A 25,451-nucleotide genomic window follows, 5' to 3' on the forward strand; every position below is an offset into this window, starting at 1 on the left:
TACTTTTATAAACGGGCAGCGGGTTTATCGTGGCCGGGCAATCACAGGCACCATTCTTCACAAAACGTTGCAAAAAAAGTGACCCAAAATTTCCTTTTCTGGAAGCGTTTTCAGTTCACAAGGTGTACACTTATCCACGATGTGGAGCTATCGTGTGCAAATGGTAAGGAAGACGTGAAGCCTTGCACGCGTTCGCATCGGTTCTGTAGGAAGCAGGGTGGACGAAAAGGAGGAAGTTGGATGGTCAGTATTGTCCTAGCCAGCCACGGCAAGTTCGCCGAGGGCATCATGGAATCGGGCAGCATGATCTTCGGTCCGCAGGAAAACGTTGCGGCCGTGGTCCTGACGCCTGACATGGGCCCTGACGACATGCACCAGAAGCTGCTTGACGCGATCGCCACTTTCGACGACCAGGAGCACGTCTTGTTCCTGGTCGACCTGTGGGGAGGTACTCCCTTCAACCAGGTCTCCCGTCTCATCAGCGAAGAGGGGCACGACGATTGGGTCGCCATTACAGGCCTGAATCTGCCGATGCTCGTCTCTGCGTACGGCTCCCGCATGGGTGCCGACACCGCAGTCGCTGTGATGCAGGAGATTTTCACCGAGGCGCGCGACGGCGTCAAGGTGAAGCCGGAGGAGCTGCAGCCGGCCACAGAGGCTCCCGCAGCTGCTGCGGCTGCCCCGGTTGCGGCCGGTGCGATTCCCGAGGGAACCGTGCTGGGCGATGGTCACATCAAGTATGCCTACGTGCGCATCGACACCCGTCTGCTGCACGGCCAGGTGGCGACCGCCTGGACGAAGCAGGTCCAGCCGGACCGCATCCTCGTGGTCTCGGACGGCGTCGCCCACGACGAGCTGCGCAAGAGCATGATCACGCAGGCCGCGCCTCCAGGAGTGCACGTCCACGTCATTCCCATCAGCAAGCTCGTCCAGGTCGACAAGGACCCCCGCTTCGGCGCGACCAAGGCCATGGTCCTGTTCGAGACCCCGCAGGACCTGCTCGAGGCTGAGGAGCAGGGCGTGAAGTTCCCGGAGGTCTGCATCGGCTCCATGGCAGGCTCTGCCGGCAAGACCGTCATCAACCAGGCCATCGCCTGTGACGCGGCCGACGTGGAGTGCCTGAAGAAGATCCGTGACAACGGCACGCACTTCACCGTACAGAAGGTTCCGAGCGACAAGGTCGATGACATCTGGGCTCTTCTCAAAGAGAAGAACATGGCCTAACGGCCTCGATAGGAAGAAGGAGGAAGTTCATGAATCCTATTTCGATCGTGCTTGTCATCGTCGTGGCGTTCCTGGCAGGCATGGAAGGCATCCTGGACGAGTGGGAGTTCCACCAGCCGATTGTTGCCTGCACCCTTATCGGCATCGTGTGCGGGCACCCCACCGAGGGCATCATCCTCGGCGGCAGCCTTCAGCTCATGGCCCTTGGCTGGGCTAACATCGGTGCAGCCGTCGCCCCTGACGCGGCACTCGCGTCCGTTGCGTCCGGCATCATCCTGATGCTCGCCCTCAACGGCGGCACCACCAACGTCACCGCGGCCATCAACACCGCAATCGGTGCTGCAACCGCCCTGTCCGTCGCAGGCCTGTTCCTGACCATGATCTGCCGTACGCTCGCCATCCCCATCGTTCACGCGATGGACGCGGCTGCCGAGAAGGCCGACTTCGCGGCAATCGACCGTCTCCAGATCGGCGCCATCTGCATGCAGGGCGCCCGTATCGCCATCCCGGCTGCGGCCCTCTGCTTCATCCCCGCCCAGGCAGTCACCTCCGTCCTCGAGGCCATGCCCGCATGGCTCTCCGGCGGCATGACGGTCGGCGGCGGCATGGTCGCCTCCGTCGGCTACGCCATGGTCATCAACATGATGGCCACCAAGGAGACCTGGCCGTTCTTCGTCCTCGGCTTCGTTATGGCTACCCTGAAGGAACTCACGCTCATCGCCCTCGGTCTCGTCGGCGGTTGCTTCGCCATCATCTACCTCGGCCTCAAGGAGCTCGCTAAGCAGGGCGCCGGCGCGGCTGGTGGATCCGGCGACCCGCTCGGTGACATCCTGGACGACTACGAGTAGGAAGGGGAGTGAACACAATGGCAGAAGACATCAAGAACACTGAGGCCAAGCCCGGCGAGGTTCGCCTCTCCGTAGCCGACCGTCGCGCGGTCTGCAACCGTCACCAGTACCTGCAGGGCTCCTGGAACTACGAGCGTATGCAGAACGGTGGCTGGTGCTACGCAATGATCCCGGCCATCAAGAAGCTCTATCCCAAGAAGGAAGACCAGATTGCGGCCCTGAAGCGTCACCTGGAGTTCTACAACACCCACCCGTACGTCTCGGCTCCCGTCATCGGCGTCACCCTCGCCATGGAGGAGGAGCGCGCCAACGGCGCCCCGATCGACGACCAGGCCATCCAGGGCGTCAAGGTCGGCATGATGGGTCCTTTGGCAGGCGTCGGCGACCCCGTGTTCTGGTTCACGGTTCGCCCGATTCTCGGCGCGCTCGGCGCATCGCTCGCCCTTGGCGGCAGCATCGTCGGCCCGCTCCTGTTCTTCATCGCCTGGAACGTCATCCGCCTTGCCTTCCTGTGGTACTCGCAGGAGTTCGGCTACAAGGTCGGAACCGACATCTCCAAGGACCTGTCCGGCGGCCTGCTCGGTAGGGTCACCGAGGGCGCTTCCATCCTCGGCATGTTCATCATCGGCGCGCTGGTCCAGCGCTGGGTCTCCATCAGCTTCGCGCCGGTGGTCTCCAACGTCGCGCTCGACTCCAAGGCCTACATCCACTGGGACAAGCTTCCCGCGGGCTACAAGGGCATCCAGGCTGCGTTCGACCAGTACTTCAACCAGGGGCTCTCTCTCACCCCGACCAAGGTCACCACGCTCCAGCAGAACCTCGACTCGCTCATCCCGGGCCTTGCTGCCGTCGGCCTGACCCTGCTCATCTGCAAGCTCCTGAAGAAGAAGGTCTCCCCGATCGTCATCATCCTGTGCCTGTTCGCAGTCGGCATCCTCGGCCGCGTCATCGGCCTGCTCTAAGGGTTTCCTTCGCGATCAGTCGCAAGCAGACTTTGCTCTTCGGGCCGCATCCCCTAAGCTGTTCTCAGCTGGCCACACGGGGGTGCGGCCTCTTCCGTAGCCCGGGGAGGCGACGCCTCCCGCCACGAAGGGTCTGATTCTATGGCTATCTCCATGAACACTAACGTCGAGTACACGGCGAGGGCGACGTTCCTGCAGGGCTTCACCACCTACGGTGACGTAATGGTGGGCGACAAGGCCTTCGAGTTCTACAACGAGAAGAACAAGGAGGACTTCGTCCAGATTCCCTGGGAGGAGGTCGACTACGTCTCGGCCGAGGTCATCGGCAAGAGGAACATCGTGCGCTTCGCCATCTTCACGAAGGAGGCCGGGCACTTCACGTTCTCGACCCGCGACAACAGGGCGACGCTCCGCGCCGTGCGCGAGCACGTCCCTGCGGACAGGCTCCTCAGGTCCCCGAACGCCCTCCAGGTCGCGAAGATGGGCGTCAAGAGCATCCCATCCGTGATCGGAGGAGTATTCAAGCGGGGAAAGTAGGCGCGGGGGCGCGCGACGCCCCTCTCGGCGGACTGCGCGGGGGAGCACACGCGGCAGCGCGACACCAAGGACTACGGTCGCCGCGGGAGGTCGCGCAGGTGCAGCTGTTGTCTCTATGGAGTGCGACGCCATGCGTGCGCAGGGACGAATCGTGCGGTATAGTTGGGTACCGTTGTGATTCCTGCGTCCGCATGGCGGGCGCATATGTTCGTAGAAAGTAGGCAACAGTGGCAACTCTGGGCATTACCGACCTCAAGGTTGGTCTGGGCGTCAACATCAAGGGCAAGGACTGCGTCATTCTCGAGGCGCAGCACGTCAAGCCGGGCAAGGGCAACACCTACGTCCGCACCAAGTACCGCGACATCCGCACCGGCCGCGTGAACGAGGAGAACTTCCAGCAGTCTGCCAAGTTCGAGAGCGTGAACATGCGCACCCGCGAGATGCAGTACCTCTACAACGACGGCAACGCGTACTGGTTCATGGACACCGAGACCTTCGAGCAGATTCCCGTCGACGCTGAGCTCATCGGCGACAACGACAAGTTCCTGAAGGAGAACGACATCTGCCTGCTGCAGTACGCGAACGACGTGCTGTACGCGGTGCAGCCGCCCACCTTCATCGAGGTCGAGATCACCGAGACCGACCCCGGCTTCAAGGGCGACACCGTCCAGGGTGGCACCAAGCCCGCCACCATCGAGACCGGTGCCGTCATCCAGGTTCCCATGTACCTGAACCAGGGCGAGCGCATCAAGGTCGACACGCGCGACGGCAAGTTCGTCCAGCGCGTCTAGCCCCGCACAGACGGATCGTTGGCCCGCGGCAGCGCACAGGCGCGTCGCGGGCCTTTTTTACCGCATGCGAACGCGCGCCCGCCCAGGCCGTTGCGGCTATACTTGTGCAAGGACGTCGTGTATCGTGCCGGCACTCACGGCACCTGCGAAAGGATGGGAAATGAGCGAATCTGAGCTCTATGTCGCCGGAATCGGCATCTCGAGGGGAGTCGTCTCGACCATTGTCACCACCGCGTGCGAGAAGGTCGAGGGCGTCGCCCGCGTGGGCGGCAACGACATCGCGTCGAGCCTCGTGTCCGTCTTCACCAGCCGCAGCGTCGCCCCGGAGGCGGCGGTCGAGTCCGAGGTCGTGGACGACAGCCTGAGGGTGACCGTGCACCTGGCGGTCTTCTATGGATACCCGTTCACCAAGCTCGCCGCAGCCGTGCGCGACGCCGTCGCGGAGGCAATCAGCGAGCAGATCGGCGTCGAGGTGGGCGCCGTGGACGTGTGCATCGACAGCCTCGTTTTTCCCAAGGAGTAACCACTACCGTGTCGAACAAGCATCATCACTTTGGCGGGCGCACCCTCGCCCGCGCCCAGGCTCTGCAGCTTCTGTTCCAGGCGGAGGCGACCGACCGCACCGTGTACGAGGTGCTCGAGGGCGACTACGCCCTGTCGCAAGGCCCCCTCGACCCGTTCGGCGAGATGCTCGCCCGCGGTGCCGATGACATGCGCCACGAGCTGGACGCCGTGATATCCGCGACGTCCTCCAACTGGAGCGTCTCGAGGATGCCGTCCGTGGACCGCAACCTCCTGCGCCTTGCGCTGTACGAGATGCTCGAGGTGGACGAGGTGGCCATCGCCGTCACGATCGACGAGTCCGTGGAGCTTGCGAAGGCGTTCGGCTCCGACGAGTCGCCCAAGTTCATCAACGGCGTGCTCGGGCGCGTCGCCTCAAAGATGGACAAGGGCGAGGACGTCCTGGCCGAGGCGAAGAGGCTTGAGGCGGAGCGCGCCGCCGAGCAGGACGCCGAGGACGAGCCCGACGACGCCGACGGCGAGGCCGCTGACGCCGGCGACGCTGCCGACGAGGGGCTTGGCGAGGAGTAGCGATGGCGAAGCCCGACACCGCCCCGTACAAGACGTTCGACCAGATAACCGACAGGCTGGACGAGATCGTGAGCCAGGTCCGCGACAAGGAGACCTCGCTCGAGCGCTCGCTCGACCTGTTCGACGAGGCCATAGCGCTGGGCTCGAAGGCGGTCGACATGGTTGACAGGACGAACTTCACCCCCGAGGAGGAGGCGAAGCTTCGCGCCGAAGCTAACGACAAGGACGCCGGGCAGGGCGAGAAGGACGAGGGCGCGCAGGAGCAAGGCGCCGACGGCCAGCAGGGCGAGGGCGCGTAGGTGGCCCGCAGGCGGAGGCTCGATGCCGAGCTCGTGGAGCAGGGGCTCTTCTCGTCCAGGGACGAGGCGATGCGCGCCGTGCTCGCGGGCGACGTCAGCACGTCGGACCGCAGGATGGAGTTTCCGGGCGAGCAGGTGAGGCCCGGGATAGAGCTGCACGTGAGGGGACGGATTCCCTACGTGGGCAGGGGCGGGCTGAAGCTGGAGCGCGCGCTCGACGCGTTTGGGGTCGACCCGAGAGGGATGGCGTGCCTGGACGTGGGCTGCTCCACCGGGGGGTTCACGGATTGCCTGTTGAAGCGCGGCGCGGCGTCCGTCCTTGCCGTGGACGTGGGGTATGCCCAGTTCGACTGGGGCCTGCGCACGGACCCGCGCGTGACGCTGCGCGAGCGGACGAACATGGTGGACCTGCCGGACGACGAGAACCGGCACGGCATCGACCTTGCGGTGTGCGACGTCTCGTTTACGTCCGTCCGGACGGTGCTGCCCGCCGTCGTCGAGATGCTGCGCGAGGAGGACTCCGCGTTCCTCACGCTCGTGAAGCCGCAGTTCGAGGCGGAGCGAGACGAGGTGGGAGACGGCGGCATCGTGAGCGATCCCACCGTGCACCTGAGGGCGCTCTCGGACGTGGCGCAAGCGTTCTGCGAGGAGGGGCTCAGGCCCGTCGCGGCGTGTCCGAGCCCCATCAGGGGCCACAAGGGAAACAGGGAGTTCCTGCTGCTTGGCCGCACCGCAACGGGGCATCTGACCTGCGGCTTGGACCTCGAGGCCGTCGTGGGCGACGGCGCGGTCGCCCGCGTGGGCTAGCGCGTCCGCGCGACGTTATACGTTTCGCGCGCGGGTGCTACACTTTTTGCTAGACGTGTCTGACCGCAAGGCTTGGAAGTGGTGTCGGTGAAGGTCCTTCTGATTCCGAACTATGCTCGCAAGGATGCCGTGGCGGGCGCTCGCTCGCTTGCGGAGTGGCTTGACGGGCAGGGCGTCGAGGTCCAGTGGGCGCACGACAAGAAGCTGTATCCAGACAAGGTGGTCGACACGACGGGCGTGGGGCTGGCCGTATCGTTTGGCGGCGACGGAACGCTCCTGCGCGCCGCGAAGATCGTGGGCTACTCCGAGATCCCCCTCGTTGGCATATCGTACGGGCACCTGGGCTTTTTGACCTGCGCCGGCCCCGACGACGTGATAGAGACGGTGGGCGACGCGCTCGAGCATCGCATGCACGCGTCGCACAGGGCGACCTTGGACATATCGGTTGACTTCAAGGCACCGGACGGCGCGATCTTCTCGAAGCGGCGCTTCGCGCTGAACGACCTCTCGCTCACGCACGGGGTGCGGGGCGACATGATCGTGTTCGACGTGGCGGTCTCTGGGCACCACGTGGACACGCTGCGCGGGGACGGGTTCGTGGTGGCGACGGCGACGGGCTCGACGGGATACGCGCTCGCCGCGGGCGGCCCGATCGTGACGCCGGAGTTCAAGGGCATGGTGTGCGTGCCGGTGGCGCCGCACACGATTCTGGCGCGGGCGTTCCTGACGTCGTCCACCGACGTGGTCGAGCTGAAGATTAACCCGGAGCGCGACCCGGAGAGGCTGTTCTTCGCGGACGGCCAGCCGATCGTGGCCGAGGGCGCGCGCCCCGTGAGGGCGACGGTGCGCCGCGGCCCGGGCGACCTCATCCTGCTGGACCGCAGCTCGAAGAGCTTCTACCAGTCGGTCTCGCGCGTGTTCTACGGAAGGGACAAGGACTAGCACATGATCGACGAGCTTCGCGTAAGGAACGTCGCGCTCATAGAGGACGCGACCATCAGACCCGCCGCGGGGTTGACCGTGCTCACCGGCGAGACCGGCACGGGCAAGTCGGCGCTGCTGTCCTCCCTCAAGCTGCTGATGGGGGAGCGCGCGGACGCCGGGGCCATACGCGAGGGGGCCGACGGGCTCGAGGTGGAGGGCCGACTGTTCGTGCGCGGCGGGGACCCCGACGGGACCGTGGTGCGTCGCAGGGTGGAGTCCACGGGGCGAGGTCGCGTGGAGGTGGACGGCCACATGGCGTCCGTGCGCGAGCTCGCGGGCGGCGTGGGCGCGACGATCGACATCTGCGGCCAGCACGAGCACCAGAGGCTGCTGCAGGTGGCGACCCACGTGGACCTTCTGGACGCATGGGCCGGCGACGCGGCCGCGGACGCCCTGGGCAGCTACCAGCGTGCGCTGCGCGCCGCGCGGGACGCCGCGGACGAGCTGGAGCGCGTGCGCGAGATGAGCCGCGCTGAGGACGGCCGCGTGGAGGAGGCCGCCTTCGTCCTGCGCAAGATTGACGACGTGGCGCCGAAGGCCGGCGAGTACGAGGAGCTTGAGGAGACGCTGCCGAAGGCGGAGCACGCCGAGGCGCTGCTGCGCGCGGCGGGCGAGGCGCGCGAGGGTATCGTGGGGGACGGCGGCGTGGAGGACGCGCTGTCCGAAATAGTGGGGACCCTGCGCGACGCCGCGAGGTTCGACCCCGCGCTGGGGAGCTTTGCGGACACGCTCGAGAGCTCGCTCATCGACATCGAGGACGTGACCGCCGGCCTGCGCGAGTACCAGGACGGCGTGGACTTCGACCCGGAGGCGCTCGACCGCCTGCAGGAGCGCATGGCGCAGCTGCAGGGGCTGCTGCGCTCGTACGGGCCGCGCATGGAGGACGTGCTCGAGCGCCGCGAGAAGGCGGCCGAGCTGGTCGAGGCCGCTCGCGACGGGGGAGAGCGCGTGGCGCGCGCCCAGGAGGCGCTCGACGCGGCCGAGAAGGACCTTGCCGCCGCGGCCGACGCCCTGGACCAGGTGCGCGCGAAGGCCGCGCCCGGGCTGGCCGCGGCCGTGACGGAGCAGATGGCGTTCCTGGAGATGGGCACGGCCGAGCTCGAGGTCGCAAGCGAGAGGCTCCCGCGCGCGCAGTGGTCCTCGCAGGGGCCGAGCAAGGTGGAGCTCATGTACCGCCCGGCGGCGGGGCTCACGGCGCGCCCGCTGCGCAAGATCGCCTCCGGCGGCGAGATATCCCGCGTGATGCTGGCGTGCAAGGTGGTGCTCGGCAACGCGGACTCGACGGAGACCCTCGTGTTCGACGAGGTGGACGCCGGCGTGGGTGGGGCCACCGCCGTGGCGCTGGCCCAGGTGCTCGCGAGGCTCGCGCGGACGCACCAGGTGATCGTGGTGACGCACCTGGCGCAGGTCGCCGTGATGGCGGACGCCCACTACGTGGTGACGAAGGTGGGCACGGACGTGCCGAGGACGACGCTGTCCCAGGTGGAGGGCGAGGACCGCGTGCGCGAGGTCGCGCGCATGCTCTCCGGCGACCAGAGCGAGGCGTCGCTCGACCACGCGCGGCAGATGCTCGCCGAGGCCGAGGAGGTCCGCGGCCAGGGGGCGTAGCCCTTCTCGCCCGGCGCGCCCGAGGGGGCGAAGGCTCCCGTGCGGGTGGCCTCGCGCACGTGGGGGTTGCGTGGGTTCATGAATTTGTAACGAACGTAGCCCCAGCGGTAACGAACTCGCTGTAAGATGAAATCCCGTAAAGAGGAAAACTTTTACGGGAAGGTCTGAGCATGACCAAGCACATCTTCGTAACTGGCGGCGTCGTGTCCTCACTAGGAAAGGGCATCACGGCCGCGTCCCTCGGCAGGCTACTCAAGGCGCGTGGCTACAAGGTCATGATGCAGAAGGCCGACCCCTACCTGAACGTCGACCCGGGCACGATGAGCCCGTTCCAGCACGGCGAGGTCTTCGTGACCGAGGACGGCAAGGAGACCGACCTCGACCTGGGCCACTACGAGCGCTTCATCGACGAGAACCTCACGCGCGGCTCCAACTTCACCACTGGCGCCATCTACCAGTCGCTCATCAGCCGCGAGCGCGCCGGGGACTTCCTGGGCGGCACCGTGCAGGTCATCCCGCACGTCACGAACGCCATCAAGGAGCGCTTCCTGCGCATCGAGGAGCAGACCGGCGCCGACATCGTGATCACGGAGCTCGGCGGCACCATCGGCGACATCGAGGGGCAGCCGTTCGTCGAGGCCATCCGCGAGTTCCGCAAGGAGAAGGGCGCGGGCAACACGCTGGTGATCCACGTGAGCCTCGTGCCGTACATCGCCGCGGCCCACGAGGTGAAGACGAAGCCGACGCAGCACTCCGTGAAGGAGATGCGCTCGCTGGGCCTGCAGCCCGACTTCATCGTGTGCCGCTCCGACCACGAGGTTGAGGCGCCCATCCGCGCGAAGATCGCCCACTTCTGCGACGTGGACGAGGACTGCGTGTTCGAGAACTCCGACTGCCCGTCCATCTACGACGTGCCGCGCCACCTCTCCGCGCAGGGCTTCGACGTGAAGGCCCTCGAGAAGCTGGGGCTCGAGGTCCGCGACGGCGACATGACCGAGTGGGACACGTTCACCTCGCGCATGCATGCGTGCAACAAGCTCGAGGACACCACGAGGATTTGCGTCGTGGGCAAGTACACCGAGCTTCCGGACGCCTACCTCTCCGTCATCGAGGCGCTGCACCACTCCGGCGTCCACTTTGGCCACAAGCTCAAGATCGACCTCATCGCCGGCGGCGAGCTGACCGAAGAGAACGTGGACGCGACCCTGGCCGGCTACGACGGCATCCTCGTGCCCGGCGGCTTTGGCCAGCGCGGCGTGGAGGGCAAGATCCTCGCGGCGCAGTACGCCCGCGAGCACAAGATCCCGTACCTGGGCATCTGCCTGGGCCTGCAGGTTGCCGTGAGCGAGTTCGCGCGCAACGTCGCCGGCATGCCGGGCGCAAACTCCGCCGAGTTCGCACCGGACTCCCCGTATCCCGTGATCGCCCTCATGCCGGACCAGGAGGACGTGACGGACAAGGGCGGCACCATGCGCCTGGGCGCCTACCCGTGCAAGGTCGCGCGTGACTCGCTCGCGTACGAGGCGTACGGCGACGAGCTCGTGTACGAGCGCCACCGTCACCGCTACGAGGTGAACAACGCGTTCCGCCAGCAGCTGCAGGACGCGGGCCTCGTGATCTCGGGCCTGTCGCCGGACGACCGCCTGGTCGAGATGGTGGAGCTGCCTGAGTCCGTGCACCCGTGGTTCGTCGCGAGCCAGGCCCACCCGGAGTTCAAGAGCCGCCCGACGAAGCCGGCGCCCCTGTTCCGCGAGTTCGTGCGCGCCTCCATCGCGTCCCACGAGGGGATAGACCGTCACGACGTGACGTCCTCCGTGGACTAGCGGGGAGGAACCGTTGGACCTTGCCGACGCGCTTGACGACTACCTGGGCTACCTCGCCGTGGAGCGGGGCAGCTCGGCGAACACCGTCCAGTCGTACGGCAGGGACCTGAAGAGGTACATAGCATTTCTGGGGGAGCGCGGCATCGCGTCCCCCGAGGACGTGACGAGGTCCGACATCGAGGCCCACCTGGCTGGGCTGACCGATGCGGGCCTCGCCGCGTCCTCCGTCCAGAGGGCGGCCTCGGCCATCAAGGGCTTCCACAAGTTCATGGTGGGCGAGCAGATCACGCGCAACCACCCGAGCGCGAACCTGCCGCTGCCAAGGCGCCCGGAGCGCCTGCCGGAGGTGCTGACGCACGAGCAGGCGTTCGCGCTCATGGACGAGCCGTTCCGCCCGGAGCTTGAACCCAGGCCGCGCGTGCTGAGAAGCGGACGTCTGGACGCGCGCCCGCAGGCTGCGTTCCATCGCGACAAGGCGATGCTGGAGGTGCTGTACGGCTGCGGCCTGCGCGTGTCAGAGCTGTGCGGGCTCGACGTGCGCGACGTCATGCTGGACGAGGAGGTCCTGCGCGTGATGGGCAAGGGCTCGAAGGAGCGCCTCGTGCCGCTTTTGGGCACGGCGAAGCGCGCGCTCGCCACGTACCTGGAGAGGTGGCGCGGCGTCCTTTCGGCCTCCGGCGCGGCGGGTGACGCCGTGTTCCTGAGCGAGCGCGGCACCCGCATCACGCGCCAGGCCGTGCATCGCATGGTGGAGCGCTACGGCAGGCTCGTGGGGATCGAGGGCCTGCATCCCCACACCCTGCGACACACCTACGCCACGCACATGCTGGAGGGCGGCATGGACCTCAGGACCGTGCAGGAGCTCCTGGGGCACGCGAGCATCTCGACGACGCAGCTCTACACCCACATCGACCTGACGCACGTGCGCATGGTCTACCTGGAGGCCCACCCGCGCGCCCGCATGGGCTCGTAGGGGCTGCGCCGGCGCCGCGCGGTGGGACGGCCTCCCACCAAGGCGAGAAGAGCGTGCCGCCGTGCCTGGCACCACATCTTGTGGGACGGCCTCCCACCACGCCTCCCACCCACAGTGGGACGGCCTCCCACCACGCCTCCCACCCACAGTGGGACGGCCTCCCACCAGCTCGCGGGGTCGCAGGCGTCCGCCGGGGTCGCGCCGCAGCCACCCCCAACTGGGAAAACGCGTTCTTCTCGCCCGTTTGCGCAGGTCAGGGCCACAAAACACAATTCCATCACATTCCGCAAAAAAGCGCCGGGGAGTCGCATCCTCGGCGTTTGTGTTGCAGAACGACCGTTCTCACAACATGTGGGGGAGGTCGAAGGCCGTCAGATTGCCGCCCGGACCCGATTTTTGACCTCAGGTGTTTTGAGGTGTCGACGAGTGTTGCGGGGTGGGGCATTTGGGCTATAGTAGTTGTCACGCCTTCGAGGGGGACGCCCCGGCGGAACAAGAGGGGAGGGCGAATGTACCTGACTGGCACCTACAAGCACAACCTGGATGCCAAGCAGCGCATTACCCTTCCAGCACCGTTTCGCAAGGAGTTTGGGGAGAAGGTCTGCCTCATCCCCATCGGGGGCAAGATCCTTGGCTTCACTCCCGAGGGTCACCAGGCATGGGTCGAGAGCTACTTTCCCAACGGCTACAACCCTCGCAGCAAGAAGGACGAGCGCCTGCGCTTTCTGCTGAACGCGAAGACGATGACGCTCGAGCTGGACTCCGCGGGGCGCCTGGCACTGGGGAAGCTCGGCGCGGAGGCCCTGGCCTCGTGCGACATCAAGCGCGAGGTGGCGGTCGTCGGCAACACGGACCACTTCGAGATCTGGGACGCCGAGGACTACGACAAGACCATCGCGGAGCTCGACGAGAGCATCGACGAGCTCGACAGCCTGATGTACGACTAGGGGGTGGACCTCTTGACACATGAATATCGGCACATTCCCGTCATGCTGGACGAGGTCCTGTCCCAGCTCGACCCCAAGCCGGGCGAGGTCGTATGCGACTGCACCCTGGGAGGGGCCGGACACTCGGTGGAGCTTGCCAGGCGCATCCAGCCCGGCGGTCTCTCCATCGGGATCGACCAGGACGACATGGCGCTCGAGGCCGCGGCGCGGCGCTTTGGGGACGAGGTCCCCGGGGCGGAGCACCGCTTCCTGAAGGGGAACTTCGGCTCCCTGGACGAGCTCCTGGTCAAGGCGGAGGTGCCCGGCGTCGACTGCTTCCTGTTCGACATCGGAGTCTCCTCCCCGCAGCTCGACATCCCCGAGAGGGGCTTCTCGTACCACGAGGACGCCCCGCTTGACATGCGCATGGATCCGGGTAACAACACCCTAACCGCAGCAGAGGTCATCAACACCTACAACGAAGCCGACCTCGCCCGGATCTTCCGCGTCTATGGGGACGAGAAGTACGCGTCCAGAATCGCCCGCCAGATCGTCCTGAGGCGCAAGAGCGAGCCCATCGAGACGACGCTACAGCTGGTCGACGTCATCAAGGCCGGCATCCCCGCCGCGGGACGCCGACACGGGGGGCATCCCGCCCGCAAGACGTTCCAGGCGCTGCGCATCGAGGTGAACCACGAGCTCGACGTGCTGGACCAGGGGCTTCGCGCCGCCATCAGGTGGGCGAACCCGGGCGGCAGGATCTGCGTGATCTCGTACCACTCGCTCGAGGACAGGATCGTGAAGCACGTCTTCGCGGAGATGTCGCAGGGCTGCATATGCCCGCCGGACCTTCCGGTGTGCGTGTGCGGGCACGTGCCGATAGTCAGGGTCAGCACGAAGAAGCCCCTCGTCGCAAGCGAGGGGGAGGTGAGCCGGAACCCCCGCGCTCGCAGCGCGCTCATGAGGGTGGCCGTCCGTTTGGACACCACCGGCGAGGGCGCATGAGATAGACGCATACGGCCGCGGCCGTTTGCCATAGCACCACAAACGAAGCATTTCGCACCAGAACGCAGCTTAAACGAACTACCAACGCACAACAGCCAAGTGCCACCGCGAGCGGTGGCCTTGGTCATCTAAGGGGACGGAAATGGGCATGATGGGCTCCGAGGCATACAGCTACTACGGAAACGCATACGAGCGGCCTCGCGAGGTAGAGCGCCACGCGCCGTTCGAGGTCGTTCGCGGCGGTGGCCTGGACGCCCGCGTCAGGAGCGGCGTGTCGGCCGCGTTCTGGACCCGCTTCAAGCTCTTCGTAGCATGCGCGCTGGCGTTCGCGGCCATCGGCATCTGCCGCGTCGCGCTCACCGCGGCCACGGTCTCCAACCTCACCCAGGCAAACGCCCTGGAGGAGAAGATCTCGACGTCCGCGTCCGCAAACAGCGACCTCAAGATCGAGCGCTCCGTGCTCAGCAGCAGCTCGCGCATCAACGCCATCGCGACGCAGAACTACGGCATGGTCCCGTCGACCGACACCGAGTCGATGGACGCCTCCGCCAAGGGCGCCGACGCATCCGCGAAGGCGACGTCCGACGACGCGCAGCAGGCATCTGCAAAAGATGCGCAGTCCTCGGATGTGCGCTAGCTTTCGCACTCCGTGGCGTAAACTGCATATCCGTGAGATACCAGAATGGAAATAGAGACGGCCGCAGAGGCCGGTACGACGTGAAGGGAGCCTCGTACGACGAGGCTCCCCGTTCGCGTCGCGGCGTCCCCGTGCGCGGCGGACGCGCCCCGCAGCACAGCTCGTACGACCAGATGGTGAGGATAGTGTCCGTCGTCCTGGGCGCCATACTGCTCCTTGTGGTGGGAAGGCTCATCTACCTCCAGGTGGTGGACGCGAAGTACCTGTCCGCGAAGGCGACGGCGCAGCGCACGAACGAGATAACCATCCACGCGAAGCGCGGCACCATATACGACCGCAACGGGAACGTCCTGGCCACGAGCGAGGACTGCAAGACCATCTACTGCAACCCGCAGGAGGTGAACGACCCCGCCGAGGCCGCGTCCGTGCTCGCGGACGAGCTGGGCGGCGAGGACACGGACTACGTCGACAAGCTGATGGGCGACAACTCGTTCACCTACATCAAGCGGCAGGTGGACGACGACGTTGCCAAGAGCGTGCAGAAGAGGCTCGAAAAGAAGAAGATCCGCGGCATCTACTACCTGGACGACGTGAAGCGCGTCTATCCCTACGGCGCCACGGGCGGGCAGGTGCTCGGCATCGTCGGCACGGACGGCAACGGCCTGAGCGGCCTGGAGCTGTACTACAACGACGTGCTCGAGGGCACGGACGGGAAGATGATGGTAGAGACCGGCTCGGGAGGCACGCCCATAGCCGGCGGCAACTCCCAGGTCGTGAAGAAGGCCCGAAACGGCAAGGACATCGTCATCTCGCTCGACATAGACGTCCAGAAGATCGCGGAGGACACCATCGTCCAGGGCGTGAAGGACTACAAGGCGGACTCCGGGTCGGTCATGGTGACCGACCCCAAGTCCGGCGAGATCATCGCCGCGTGCTCGACCCCGCTCTTCAACATCACGGACACCTCGCAGATAAAGGAGGGCGCGCTGAACCTGAAGCCGGTCTCGTCCTCCTACGAGCCGGGCTCCATCTTCAAGGTGCTGACCGCGGCCATCGGCATCGACAACGGGCTCGTCACGCCGAGCTCGACGTTCTCGGTGCCGGGCAAGGTCAGGGTGGGCGACGACCTCGTGGGCGACGACGACGGCCGCACGGCGACCATGAACATGTCGCTGAGGGAGATCCTGAGGCGCTCCTCGAACGCCGGCATGGCGCTCGTGGCGCAGGACGTGATAGGCGAGGAGAAGTTCGCGAACGGCATCGCGAAGTTCAAGATCGGCTCGAAGACCGGCATCGACTACCCGGGCGAGGTGAAGGGCATCGTCAAGCAGCTGAACCAGTACGACGGCGCCAGCCTGGGCTCCATGTCGTTTGGCCAGTCCCTCGCCATACCGCTGGACCAGATGGTGAAGGCCATCGGGTCCATCGCGAACGACGGCAAGGTCGTGACGCCGCACTTCCTGGTGAGCAGGGGCGGCAAGAAGGTCGCGTGGAAGACCGAGGGCCGCTCCGTGTCCAAGAAGACGGCGGACGAGGTGACGGACATGATGCGCACGGTCGTGAAGGACGGTACGGCGCAAGCGGCTCAGGTCAAGGGCTACGACGTGGCGGGCAAGACCGGCACGGGCGAGCAGGCGGACGATTCGGGCAAGTACGTGGCGTTCAAGTACGTGAGCTCGCTCATAGGGTTCGCGAACGCGAGCGACCCGAAGGTGCTCGTGTACGTTGGCCTGAACGGCACCCCGTATCTGGCCACGTCCTCCGCGGCGCCGCTCTTCTCTACAATCATGAGTGAGGCCCTATCCGACATGGGTGTGACGCCTGACGCGGGCTAGCCGCGCCGGGGAAGGTGACAGGTGGTTCGATGGTGAAGATCTCCGTTTCCGAAATGGTTCGCGCGACCGGCGCGGACGTGGCGCTCGAGGTTCCCGGCGGCGTCGTCGAGGGCGTCCAGACCGACTCCCGCGCAGTGGGTACCGGCATGTGCTTCGTGTGCTTCGCGGGCGAGCGGGTCGACGGCAACAGGTTCGCCCCCGCCGCGGTGGAGGCGGGCGCCGCCGCCGTCGTGATGACGCGCGAGCCTGACGAGGAGCTGCTCGCCCTCGCGCGCGAGCGCGGCTGCTCCGTGCTGAGGGCCAAGGACGACGACCCGGAGGAGTTCATGCTGCGCCTGGCCGGGGCCTGGAGGCGCATGAACCCGCAGTGGGTCGTCGTGGGCGTCACGGGCTCGGTCGGCAAGACCACCACGAAGGACATGCTGAGGGCGTCGCTCGCCACGCGCTACCGCGTGCACGCCACCGCCGGCAACTTCAACAACCTCATCGGGCTTCCTCTCACCATCCTTTCCGCCGACAGTGCGGACGAGGTGCTGGTGTGCGAGATGGGCATGAACCATAAGGGCGAGCTCACGAGGCTCGCGGCCGCCGCGCTCCCCACCGTGTCGCTCATCACGAACGTCGGCACGAGCCACATCGGGCTTCTGGGCTCGCGCGAGAACATCGCCCGCGCGAAGGCGGAGATCGTTTCCGGCATGCGCCCGACCGCCGAGCCGCAGTCCGGCGTGAGCCCCATGCTCGCCATGACGTCCGACAACGACTACGCGCCGCTCATCGAGCGCGAGTACGCCGCTCTCGCCGGCGTCGCGTGCGTCTACGTGGGCACGGGCGAGAAGGACGACGTCCGCGCCTCCGGCGTTCGCCTTGACGGGGAGGGGCGCCCGTCCTTCTCGCTCGGCTTTGCCGACGGATGGTCGAGGGAAGTGACGCTGGACGTCCCCGGAAGGGCCGTCGTGCAGGACTTCCTGCTCGCGATGGCCGTCTGCGACCGCCTGGGCGTGGACCGCGACGCCGCGGCCGACGCGATGGAGCACATGCCGCGCACCGGCATGAGGCTCGAGGTCATCCGTACCGCGGGCAAGCCCAGCATGATCGACGACTCGTACAACGCGAGCCCCAGCTCCATCGCCGCGGCGCTCGACGTGCTGTGCTCCATGGAGTGCGCCGGCAGGAGGGTCGCCGTCCTGGGCGAGGTGGGCGAGCTCGGTAGCGAGTCCGCGCGCTTGCACGGCTACATCGGCGCGTACGCCGCCGCGAAGCCGATCGACCTTCTGGTGCTCGTGGGGACGGACGACGCCCGGCAGATGCGCGAGGCCGCGCTCACCATGGGCTTCTCGGAGGACAGGCTTGAGCTGTTCCCGGACGTGGAGTCCGCTGTCGCGACCATCGGCGCGGTGCTGGGCCCCGATGACCTCGTACTAGCAAAGGGCTCGAGGTCGGCCGGCCTCGACCAGTTCGTCAAGGGAGTGTTGGCCTGATGTTTGGAAACCCGAGCTACCCCACGTACCAGATCTTCCTCGCGGCCGTGATCGCCGCGGCCATCGTGCTCGTGCTCATGCCGCTCTTCATCAGGCTCATGCGCCACGAGGGCATAGGCCAGCAGGTCAGGGCGGACGGGCCCCAGAGGCACCTCGTCAAGCAGGGCACGCCCACCATGGGCGGCGTCGTGATCCTGGCGGCGGTCCTCATCACGTGCGCGGTCCAGGCGCACTGGACTATGGACCTCGTCCTCGCGGTGCTCGCGACCTACCTCACCGGATCGCTCGGGCTCCTGGACGACATCGAGAGCGTCGCGCACAAGCGCTCGCTCGGCCTCACCCCCTCGCAGAAGATGGTCGGCCTCATAGCGATCTCCGTCGCGTTCTGCGTGCTCGCGGTGAACTTCTGCGGCGTGTCGCCCCAGGTGGCGTTCCCGGGCGGCGCCGTGCTCGACCTCGGCGTCCTTGCGACCACGGTCAAGGTGGGCGCCACGGCCGTCAGGCTGCCGTGGCTGTACATGTTCTTCGTGTTCCTGCTGATGGCCGGCCTCTCGAACGCCGTGAACCTCACGGACGGCCTCGACGGCCTCGCCGGCGGCTGCACGCTCGTCGTCATGCTCATCATGGGCATGGTCGCGTTCAGCTACGGCGAGAGGAACCTCGCCATCTTCGCCGCGGCCATATCCGGGGCGCTCGTGGGATTCCTGTGGTACAACTGCTACCCCGCGTCCATCTTCATGGGCGACACGGGCTCTCTCGCCCTCGGCGCCGCGTTCGCGTCGCTCGCGGTCCTCACGAAGACCGAGATCTGCTCGCTCGTGATGGGCGGACTGTTCATCGTGGAGGCGCTCAGCGTCATCATCCAGGTCGTCAGCTTCAAGACGACGGGCAAGAGGGTGTTCCTCATGGCGCCCATCCACCATCACTTCGAGAAGAAGGGCTGGAGCGAGACGAAGGTCGTCATCCGCTTCTGGATCGTCTCGGCGGCGTTCGCCGTCCTCGGATTCGCGCTCTACTTCCAGCTTCGCTAGGGAGGCCAACATGGCTCGGGAAATCGAAAACAGGCTGGGCGACGTGTGCGTCCTCGGGCTCGGCAAGACCGGCCGCGAGGTGGCGCGCTACCTGTGCGAGCAGGCTCGGGGGCGCGTGTCCTCCGTCACGCTGTACGGCGGTGCGAGCTCCGTCGAGGGCGACGCCACGCGTGAGCTCGAGGCGCTCGGGGTGCGCGTCGTCGTCGGCACGGAAGAGGTCGAGGGCGCCTACGACCTCACGGTGTCGTCTCCCGGCATATCCGAGTTCTCGCCGTTCTTCTCGTCCGCGCGCGAGCACTCCCGCGAGATCGTCGGCGAGCCGGAGTTCGCGTGGCGCGAGAGCCCGTACAAGTGGGTCGCCATCACCGGCACCAACGGCAAGACCACCACGACCACGCTTTCGACGGCGCTCTTGCACGAGGGCGGCCTTTCCGCCGTCGCCGTCGGCAACATCGGCAACCTCTGCACCGGCGAGGTCGCCGCGCGCACGCCGGACGAGTGGTTCGTGGCGGAGCTCTCCAGCTTCCAGCTCGCGTGCACGCGCCTTCTGCACCCGCGCGTCGCGTGCCTGCTCAACGTCACGCCCGACCACGTCGAGTGGCACGGCTCGATCGAGGCGTACGCCGCGGCGAAGGAGAAGATCTTCCAGAACCTCGACGCGGGCGACCTCGCGATCGTGAGCGAGGAGGACTCGTGGTGCCGCGCCGTCGTCTCGCGTCTGGAGGCGCGGGGGATGCGCGTGTGCCACCTCAACGTCCATGCGGAGCCGCAGGCGCCGTGTGCCGCGTTCGTGCGCGACGGGAGGCTCGTCGTCCGGCTGGACGGAGTGGAGCACGACCTCATGGCGACGTCCGAGGTGCCCATCGCGGGCGACCACAACCTGCAGAACGTGCTCGCGGCATCCGCGCTCGCGCTCGAGCTCGGCGTCGACCCGGAGGGCGTAGCGCGCGGCGTGCGCGCGTTCCACGCCCTCGAGCACCGCATCGAGCCGTGCGGCGAGGTCGCGGGCGTGCGCTTCGTGAACGACTCCAAGGCCACGAACACCGACTCCGTGCAGAAGGCGCTCACGGCGTTTCCCCAGGGCCGCATCGTGCTCCTGCTCGGCGGCCACGACAAGGGGACGGACCTCGCGCCGCTTGCGGCGGACGTCGCGCGCGACTGCAAGGCGACCGTGTGCTTCGGGGCGGCGGGCGAGCGCATCGCCTCCGCGCTCGAGGACGCGCTCGCGGCGGGCGGCGGTGCCACGAGGGTCGTGCGCGCGCCGCACCTGCGCGAGGCGTTCTACGCCGCCGTGTCCGAGGCCGCGCCGGGTGACGTGGTGCTCCTCTCGCCTGCGTGCTCGTCCTTCGACGAGTTCGCGAACATGGCGGAGCGCGGCCGCGCGTTCAAGCGGATGGTAAGTGACCTGGGGAAGAAAAGAGAGAGCTAGCGTATGCAGCGTGTGGAGTCGGCAGGCCAGACAACGGCGAGAAGAACGGCCGAGGCCGGCCACGGCGCGTTCGCCGATCGCTACATCTTCGGGGTCCCCGCGCGCTTCATGGCGCCGCGCCTGCTCTTTCTGGGCGCCGTCGCGTTCCTTGCGCTCTTCGGGCTCACGATGATCTACTCGTCGTCGTCCATCACGGCGCTCTCGTCGGCGGACGCCAACTACAACCCCGCGTTCTACCTGCAGCGCCAGCTGTTCTTTGGCGCGGTGGGCATCGTGCTCGCGTTCGTGATCGCTCGCTTCGACTACCACCTGTGGGTGCGAAAGCTCTTGGTGGTGGAGTGGGTCGTCACGCTGCTCCTTCTGCTGCTGGTGCTCACGCCGTTCGCGGGGTCGGACGCCTACGGCGCCACGCGCTGGATCCAGGTGGGCCCCGTGAACCTGCAGCCGTCCGAGTTTGCCAAGATCACGCTCATCCTCGTGGCGGCAAACCTCATCAGCGAGTACTACGAGGGGACGACGTACAGCTCGCGCGAGCTGCTGACGTTTTTCCTGCTTGGCGTCATGCTGCCCCTCGGCCTCATCTTCATGCAGCCCGACAAGGGCACCGTCACGGTCGTGGCCGTGACGCTCGTCATCATGCTGTACTTCGGCGGCGCGTCCGGCAAGCTGTGCGTCGGCATCCTCGTCCTTGGCATCGCGACGCTTGCCCTCATCTCGTACGCGCAGCCGTACTCGCGCGCCCGCATCCAGACCATGCTCAACCCGTGGTCCGACCCGTACAACAAGGGCTACCAGCTCATCCAGGGGCTGTACGCGTTCGGCTCCGGCGGCGTCTTCGGCGTGGGGATCGGCATGTCGAAGCAGAAGTACAGCTACCTGCCCATGGCGTACAACGACTTCATCTTCGCGGTCGTGGGCGAGGAGCTGGGGCTCGTGGGCACGCTCGGCATGGTCGCGGCGTTCGTCGTGCTGCTGTGGGCCGGCCTCAAGATCGCGCGCTATGCCCCGGACCTCGCGGGCCAGCTCGCCGCCGTGGGGTGCACGTTCATCATCGTCGCGCAGATGCTGCTCAACGTGACCGGCGTGCTGTGCATGTTCCCGCTTTCCGGAAAGCCGATCCCGTTCGTCTCGTACGGCGGCTCCTCCATCATGAGCAGCCTCATGCTCGCGGGCGTCGTCATGTCCGTCTCGCTTCAGAGCAAGCTGCCCCAGACGGAGTACGACGACCGCAGGAGCGAGTGGAGCGTGACGTCCGCGCCCAGGCAGGAGTCGTTCGTGGGCGAGCCCACCCCCAGGAGCGCGCGCGGAACGAGTGTGCCGCTCGCTGGGACGCCGGCGGCCGCCCAGCCGGCGCGCGGCAGGTTCACGGTACTTGGCGGTGGGCGCGAGAGCGGGGCCGGGCGCACGGGGGGCTCAGCCACGAGCCCGGAGCAGCTCAGGCGCGAGCGAGAGATGCGCGCCAGGGCGAATGGTGCTAGAGTCACTTCCGACAGGCAGGGCAGGACGCGCATCGACCTCGGGCCGAGCGCGAGCGACCGGCTGAGGACCAGAAACCACGGTCCCGAGGTGAGGGGCTACGACGACCCGACCCGGGACAGAAGGAGGGACAGGCGTGGCAGATAGCTTGAGGGTGGCGATCGCCGCCGGCGGAACCGCGGGCCACATCAACCCGGCGCTCGCGCTGGCAGAGGAGCTCGCCGCGCGCGGGCATCAGGTGGAGTTCTTCGGCCAGCCCAAGAAGCTGGAGTCCACGCTCGTGCCGCAGGCGGGCTTCCCGTTCAATCCCATCGACGTCACGGGCTTCGACCGCTCGCGCCCCTGGACGCTCGTCTCGGCGCTGTGGCGCATGCGCGCCGCGCAGAAGACGATCGGCCGCCACTTCGGCTCGGAGCGACCGGACGTCGCCGTGGGCTTTGGCGCCTACATAGAGCTCCCGCTCATAAACTGGTGCCACGCACAGGGCATTCCGTGCGTCATCCACGAGCAGAACTCCGTACCGGGTCTTGCCAACAAGACGTCCGCCGCGAAGGTGAAGACGGTGTGCGTGTCGCTCCCCGTCGCCATCGACGCGTTCAGGGGCAAGGTCGGGCCCGACACCCAGATCGTAGTCACGGGCAACCCCGTCAGGCAGAGCGTCATCCGCGCCGACCGCGCACAGGGCCGTCGCGACCTCGGCATCCCCGAGGACGCGACGATGCTCCTCGTCTTCGGCGGCAGCCTCGGCGCGCGCCACCTCAACCAGGGGGTCGCGGCCCTGAAGTCCAAGCTCCTCTCGCGCAGGGACCTCTACGTCATCCACTCCACGGGCAAGGGCGAGTACGACTCCGTCGTGCAGGAGCTCGCTCTCACGCAGGAAGAGTCCGCGCGCTGGCGCGTCATGCCCTACATCGACCGCATGGGCGAGGCCCTCGCGGCCGCCGACCTCGTGCTCTCCCGTGCCGGCGCGTCCTCCGTGGCAGAGATCGCGGCGCTCGCCGTGCCGAGCATGCTCGTGCCGTACCCCTTCGCGACGGCGGACCACCAGACCACCAACGCCCGCTACCTCGTGGACGCGGGCGCCGCGGTGCTCCTTCCGGACGAGAAGATCGACACGCCGGAGTTCGAGGACGACCTCCTGGGCCTCGTCGACGACCCGACCCGTCGCCAGGCAATGCGCGACGCCGCCCGGGGCCTGGCCCAGGACAAGGCGGCCCTCGCGCTCGCCGACCAAGTGGAAAGTGCCGCGGCGCTCAAGGCGTAGCGCCACGGCAACCCATATTGCGCTAGAGTATGGTTAGGCCCACGTGCCGTGGGCCGTTTCTTCATGTCTAAGAGAGGTTTCTGATGGCTAACGACATCCAGCGCGTCAGCAGCGCACACTTCATCGGCATCGGCGGCGCCGGCATGAGCGGCATCGCCCTCGTCCTGCACGAGCGTGGCTGCAAGGTCACCGGCTCCGACCTCAAGGAGTCCCGCTACGTCCGCGAGCTCGAGAAGGCGGGCATCTCCGTCCACGTTGGGCATCGCGCCTCCACCATCGACGAGGTCGCGCCCGAGGTCGTCGTCACCTCCTCCGCCATCCCGGAGACCAACCCCGAAGTGATCCGCGCCCGCGAGCTCGGCATCCCCGTGTGGCCCAGGGCGAAGATGCTCTCGTACCTCTCCATCGACGCGACCACGGTCGCCGTCGCGGGCACGCACGGCAAGACCACCACGTCCTCCATGGTCGCGACCATGCTCGACCACCTCGGCAAGGACCCGTCGTTCCTCATCGGCGGCATCGTCGAGGAGTACGGCACGAACGGCCGCAATGGCAAGGGCGGCTACTTCGTGTGCGAGGCGGACGAGTCCGACGGCTCGTTCCTCTACCTCGACCCTGACGTCGTCGTGATCACGAACATCGAGGCGGACCACCTGGACCACTACGGAACGCTCGAGAACATCGAGAAGACGTTCTGCAAGTTCATGGACCTCGTGGGCGATGCCGGCACCGTGATCATCAACGGCGACGTCGAGCACTACGTCGAGCTCGCGAAGTCCACGGGCCGCAGGGTCGTGACGTACGGCTTCGACGAGAAGAACGACTACGTCTGCCTGCCCGACCCCGGCGAGCACCACAAGCTCGCGTCGCACTTCGGCGTCAGGGTCCCGTCCGGCGAGGTCGTGAAGGTCGAGATCATGGCGAACCCCGGCCGCCACAACATGTCGAATGCCACGGCCGCCATCGCGGTTGCTGACGTCCTCGGGATGGACGTAGAGGACGCGGCCGTCGCGCTCTCCGGCTTCAAGGGCGCGCACCGTCGCTTCACTCACGTGGGCGACGTGGACGGCATCACCGTCGTGGACGACTACGGCCACCACCCCACGGAGATCAAGGCTACGCTCGCCGCCGCGAAGGACCTGCAGTTCGACCGCATCGTCTGCGTGTTCCAGCCGCACCGCTACTCGCGCACCCAGGCGCTTGCCGACATGTTCGGCACCGCGTTCGACGACGCCGACGTCCTCATAGTGACGGACGTGTTCTCCGCCGGCGAGACCCCCATCCCGGGCGTGACCGGCAAGACCGTCTCGAGCAAGGTGCTCGAGAAGGGCCACGTGTCCGACGTGACGTACATCCCCAGCCGCAGGGACGTCGTGAGCCACCTCGTCGAGGTCTGCCGCCCCGGCGACCTCCTCATCACCCAGGGCGCGGGCGACGTCACCTCCATCGGACCCTCCTTCATCAAGGCGAAGATGGAGCAGGACCAGGATGCAGAGGCCTAGGTGAGCATCTTCAACGCATACATGGCGCTGTCCGGCGCCTACGACGCGGACGTCACGAGGGACGAGAGGCTGTCCCACCACACGACGTACCGCATCGGGGGGCCGGCGGCGCTCTTCGTCAAGGTGAACTCGTACCCGGCGCTGCTGAAGACGATCGAGATCCTCGGCCGCGAGGGCGTGGACTGGGTCGTGCTCGGCAAGGGTTCCAACATCCTGGCCGCGGACCGCGGCTACGACGGCTGCGTCATCGTGCTCGGTCGCGAGTTCTCGCGCATATCCTTCGACGGGAGCGAGGTCACGGCCGGCGCTGGCGCGACGATCGCGCGCCTGGTGAGCGAGACGCTCTCGCACTCGCTCTCCGGGCTCGAGTGCCTCGTGGGCATCCCCGGCACCGTCGGTGGCGCCGTCTCGATGGACGCGGGCACCCGGCACGAGTGGATCGGCGCGCGCGTGAAGGACGTCGTGACGCTGCGTCCGGGCGAGGGGCTCCATCGCTATGCGGGCTCTGACATCGAGTGGGGATACCGCTACACCAACATCCCGACGAGCGAGATCATCCTCGAGGCGACGTTCTCCCTCGTTCCCGACGAGAAGGCGTCCATCGCGGAGAGGATGGAGTCCCTCGTCGCCCGCAGGAGGCTCCGCCAGCCGCTTGGCAAGCCGTCGTGCGGGTCCGTGTTCCGAAACCCCGGGTCGCGCTCCGTGGGCCAGCTCATCGACTCGTGCGGCCTCAAGGGCTACTCCGTCGGAGGGGCGTGCGTGTCCGACATGCACGCCAACTTCATCGTGAACGACGGCGGCGCCCGTGCGGCCGACGTGATCGCCGTCATGAGCCGCGTGCATGACACCGTGCTCGACAAGTATGGCATCGACCTCGTCCCGGAGGTCAAGTGCCTGGGATTCGGCGCGTAGGGAGAGGC

24 protein-coding genes are annotated in these 25,451 nt (G+C 67.1%); all 24 read left to right on the top strand.

Annotated features, from left to right (window positions below; all coding sequences use genetic code 11):
* The first annotated feature begins 240 nt into the window (after nucleotides 1-240).
* Entirely contained in the window at nucleotides 241-1,224 is a 984-nt protein-coding gene (locus ACTQWE_RS08240; RefSeq protein ID WP_170103444.1) for a PTS sugar transporter subunit IIB, read from the top strand.
* 29 nt (nucleotides 1,225-1,253) lie between these two features.
* Complete coding sequence (locus ACTQWE_RS08245; protein ID WP_170103445.1) at nucleotides 1,254-2,072, top strand: mannose/fructose/sorbose family PTS transporter subunit IIC; 819 nt, start codon at nucleotides 1,254-1,256, stop codon at nucleotides 2,070-2,072.
* 17 nt (nucleotides 2,073-2,089) lie between these two features.
* Nucleotides 2,090-3,034, top strand: a complete 945-nt coding sequence (locus tag ACTQWE_RS08250; protein WP_170103446.1) for a PTS system mannose/fructose/sorbose family transporter subunit IID — start codon at nucleotides 2,090-2,092, stop codon at nucleotides 3,032-3,034.
* A 141-nt stretch (nucleotides 3,035-3,175) separates the two neighbouring features.
* Complete coding sequence (locus ACTQWE_RS08255; RefSeq protein ID WP_170103447.1) at nucleotides 3,176-3,571, top strand: DUF956 family protein; 396 nt, start codon at nucleotides 3,176-3,178, stop codon at nucleotides 3,569-3,571.
* A gap of 227 nt (nucleotides 3,572-3,798) precedes the next feature.
* Nucleotides 3,799-4,362, top strand: coding sequence for an elongation factor P (efp, locus tag ACTQWE_RS08260; RefSeq protein WP_090844117.1), 564 nt, complete (start codon nucleotides 3,799-3,801; stop codon nucleotides 4,360-4,362).
* 160 nt (nucleotides 4,363-4,522) lie between these two features.
* A complete protein-coding gene (locus ACTQWE_RS08265) occupies nucleotides 4,523-4,885 on the top strand; it encodes an Asp23/Gls24 family envelope stress response protein (protein WP_441856794.1) in 363 nt (120 codons plus the stop codon).
* Nucleotides 4,886-4,893: 8 nt separating this feature from the next.
* On the top strand, nucleotides 4,894-5,454 hold the full coding sequence (gene nusB / locus ACTQWE_RS08270; RefSeq protein WP_170103449.1) for a transcription antitermination factor NusB: 561 nt from the start codon (nucleotides 4,894-4,896) through the stop codon (nucleotides 5,452-5,454).
* A gap of 2 nt (nucleotides 5,455-5,456) precedes the next feature.
* Complete coding sequence (locus ACTQWE_RS08275; RefSeq protein WP_441856793.1) at nucleotides 5,457-5,753, top strand: exodeoxyribonuclease VII small subunit; 297 nt, start codon at nucleotides 5,457-5,459, stop codon at nucleotides 5,751-5,753.
* Nucleotides 5,754-6,560 carry a TlyA family RNA methyltransferase gene (locus tag ACTQWE_RS08280; RefSeq protein WP_441856792.1) on the top strand — a complete coding sequence of 269 codons (807 nt, stop codon included), beginning with the start codon at nucleotides 5,754-5,756 and terminating at the stop codon, nucleotides 6,558-6,560.
* A gap of 87 nt (nucleotides 6,561-6,647) precedes the next feature.
* The gene (locus ACTQWE_RS08285; protein WP_170103598.1) at nucleotides 6,648-7,502 is read left to right on the top strand and encodes an NAD(+)/NADH kinase; all 855 of its coding nucleotides are present in this window, start codon (nucleotides 6,648-6,650) and stop codon (nucleotides 7,500-7,502) included.
* 3 nt (nucleotides 7,503-7,505) lie between these two features.
* Nucleotides 7,506-9,152, top strand: a complete 1,647-nt coding sequence (gene recN / locus ACTQWE_RS08290) for a DNA repair protein RecN (protein WP_441856791.1) — start codon at nucleotides 7,506-7,508, stop codon at nucleotides 9,150-9,152.
* Between the two features lie 170 nt (nucleotides 9,153-9,322).
* Nucleotides 9,323-10,975 carry a CTP synthase gene (locus ACTQWE_RS08295; protein WP_441856790.1) on the top strand — a complete coding sequence of 551 codons (1,653 nt, stop codon included), beginning with the start codon at nucleotides 9,323-9,325 and terminating at the stop codon, nucleotides 10,973-10,975.
* 13 nt (nucleotides 10,976-10,988) lie between these two features.
* Entirely contained in the window at nucleotides 10,989-11,948 is a 960-nt protein-coding gene (locus ACTQWE_RS08300) for a site-specific tyrosine recombinase (RefSeq protein ID WP_170103454.1), read from the top strand.
* A gap of 509 nt (nucleotides 11,949-12,457) precedes the next feature.
* Nucleotides 12,458-12,895 (top strand): division/cell wall cluster transcriptional repressor MraZ, encoded by a 438-nt coding sequence (locus tag ACTQWE_RS08305; RefSeq protein ID WP_090844091.1) that lies wholly within the window; start codon nucleotides 12,458-12,460, stop codon nucleotides 12,893-12,895.
* Nucleotides 12,896-12,907: 12 nt separating this feature from the next.
* Complete coding sequence (rsmH, locus tag ACTQWE_RS08310) at nucleotides 12,908-13,879, top strand: 16S rRNA (cytosine(1402)-N(4))-methyltransferase RsmH (protein WP_170103599.1); 972 nt, start codon at nucleotides 12,908-12,910, stop codon at nucleotides 13,877-13,879.
* A gap of 142 nt (nucleotides 13,880-14,021) precedes the next feature.
* Complete coding sequence (locus ACTQWE_RS08315) at nucleotides 14,022-14,516, top strand: cell division protein FtsL (RefSeq protein ID WP_235927266.1); 495 nt, start codon at nucleotides 14,022-14,024, stop codon at nucleotides 14,514-14,516.
* Between the two features lie 80 nt (nucleotides 14,517-14,596).
* Nucleotides 14,597-16,351 (top strand): peptidoglycan D,D-transpeptidase FtsI family protein, encoded by a 1,755-nt coding sequence (locus ACTQWE_RS08320; RefSeq protein WP_328804315.1) that lies wholly within the window; start codon nucleotides 14,597-14,599, stop codon nucleotides 16,349-16,351.
* A gap of 29 nt (nucleotides 16,352-16,380) precedes the next feature.
* The gene (locus tag ACTQWE_RS08325) at nucleotides 16,381-17,829 is read left to right on the top strand and encodes a UDP-N-acetylmuramoyl-tripeptide--D-alanyl-D-alanine ligase (protein WP_441856789.1); all 1,449 of its coding nucleotides are present in this window, start codon (nucleotides 16,381-16,383) and stop codon (nucleotides 17,827-17,829) included.
* Nucleotides 17,829-18,860 (top strand): phospho-N-acetylmuramoyl-pentapeptide-transferase, encoded by a 1,032-nt coding sequence (gene mraY, locus ACTQWE_RS08330; RefSeq protein WP_441856788.1) that lies wholly within the window; start codon nucleotides 17,829-17,831, stop codon nucleotides 18,858-18,860. Before ACTQWE_RS08325 ends, mraY begins: the two co-directional genes overlap by 1 nt.
* A 10-nt stretch (nucleotides 18,861-18,870) precedes the next feature.
* Nucleotides 18,871-20,289, top strand: coding sequence for a UDP-N-acetylmuramoyl-L-alanine--D-glutamate ligase (murD, locus tag ACTQWE_RS08335; RefSeq protein ID WP_441856787.1), 1,419 nt, complete (start codon nucleotides 18,871-18,873; stop codon nucleotides 20,287-20,289).
* Nucleotides 20,290-20,292: 3 nt separating this feature from the next.
* Nucleotides 20,293-21,912, top strand: a complete 1,620-nt coding sequence (locus ACTQWE_RS08340) for an FtsW/RodA/SpoVE family cell cycle protein (protein ID WP_441856786.1) — start codon at nucleotides 20,293-20,295, stop codon at nucleotides 21,910-21,912.
* Complete coding sequence (gene murG / locus ACTQWE_RS08345; RefSeq protein ID WP_441856785.1) at nucleotides 21,902-23,029, top strand: undecaprenyldiphospho-muramoylpentapeptide beta-N-acetylglucosaminyltransferase; 1,128 nt, start codon at nucleotides 21,902-21,904, stop codon at nucleotides 23,027-23,029. Before ACTQWE_RS08340 ends, murG begins: the two co-directional genes overlap by 11 nt.
* Before the next feature lie 83 nt (nucleotides 23,030-23,112).
* Nucleotides 23,113-24,531, top strand: a complete 1,419-nt coding sequence (murC, locus tag ACTQWE_RS08350) for a UDP-N-acetylmuramate--L-alanine ligase (RefSeq protein WP_441856784.1) — start codon at nucleotides 23,113-23,115, stop codon at nucleotides 24,529-24,531.
* Entirely contained in the window at nucleotides 24,532-25,443 is a 912-nt protein-coding gene (murB, locus tag ACTQWE_RS08355; RefSeq protein WP_441856783.1) for a UDP-N-acetylmuramate dehydrogenase, read from the top strand. It begins immediately after the preceding gene.
* The last annotated feature ends 8 nt before the right edge of the window (nucleotides 25,444-25,451 follow it).

The sequence above is a fragment of the Parafannyhessea sp. LCP19S3_B1 genome (assembly GCF_052121955.1).
Classification (GTDB): Bacteria; Actinomycetota; Coriobacteriia; order Coriobacteriales; family Atopobiaceae; genus Parafannyhessea.

Excerpts from the sequence above, each read along its gene's own strand:
- ACTQWE_RS08240 (WP_170103444.1), top strand. The coding sequence starts at position 241 with ATGGTCAGTATTGTCCTAGCCAGCCACGGCAAGTTCGCCGAGGGCATC.
- ACTQWE_RS08245 (WP_170103445.1), top strand. The coding sequence starts at position 1,254 with ATGAATCCTATTTCGATCGTGCTTGTCATCGTCGTGGCGTTCCTGGCA.
- ACTQWE_RS08250 (WP_170103446.1), top strand. The coding sequence starts at position 2,090 with ATGGCAGAAGACATCAAGAACACTGAGGCCAAGCCCGGCGAGGTTCGC.
- ACTQWE_RS08255 (WP_170103447.1), top strand. The coding sequence starts at position 3,176 with ATGGCTATCTCCATGAACACTAACGTCGAGTACACGGCGAGGGCGACG.
- ACTQWE_RS08265 (WP_441856794.1), top strand. The coding sequence starts at position 4,523 with ATGAGCGAATCTGAGCTCTATGTCGCCGGAATCGGCATCTCGAGGGGA.
- ACTQWE_RS08275 (WP_441856793.1), top strand. The coding sequence starts at position 5,457 with ATGGCGAAGCCCGACACCGCCCCGTACAAGACGTTCGACCAGATAACC.
- recN (WP_441856791.1), top strand. The coding sequence starts at position 7,506 with ATGATCGACGAGCTTCGCGTAAGGAACGTCGCGCTCATAGAGGACGCG.
- ACTQWE_RS08295 (WP_441856790.1), top strand. The coding sequence starts at position 9,323 with ATGACCAAGCACATCTTCGTAACTGGCGGCGTCGTGTCCTCACTAGGA.
- ACTQWE_RS08305 (WP_090844091.1), top strand. The coding sequence starts at position 12,458 with ATGTACCTGACTGGCACCTACAAGCACAACCTGGATGCCAAGCAGCGC.
- ACTQWE_RS08315 (WP_235927266.1), top strand. The coding sequence starts at position 14,022 with ATGGGCATGATGGGCTCCGAGGCATACAGCTACTACGGAAACGCATAC.
- ACTQWE_RS08325 (WP_441856789.1), top strand. The coding sequence starts at position 16,381 with ATGGTGAAGATCTCCGTTTCCGAAATGGTTCGCGCGACCGGCGCGGAC.
- mraY (WP_441856788.1), top strand. The coding sequence starts at position 17,829 with ATGTTTGGAAACCCGAGCTACCCCACGTACCAGATCTTCCTCGCGGCC.
- murD (WP_441856787.1), top strand. The coding sequence starts at position 18,871 with ATGGCTCGGGAAATCGAAAACAGGCTGGGCGACGTGTGCGTCCTCGGG.
- ACTQWE_RS08340 (WP_441856786.1), top strand. The coding sequence starts at position 20,293 with ATGCAGCGTGTGGAGTCGGCAGGCCAGACAACGGCGAGAAGAACGGCC.
- murC (WP_441856784.1), top strand. The coding sequence starts at position 23,113 with ATGGCTAACGACATCCAGCGCGTCAGCAGCGCACACTTCATCGGCATC.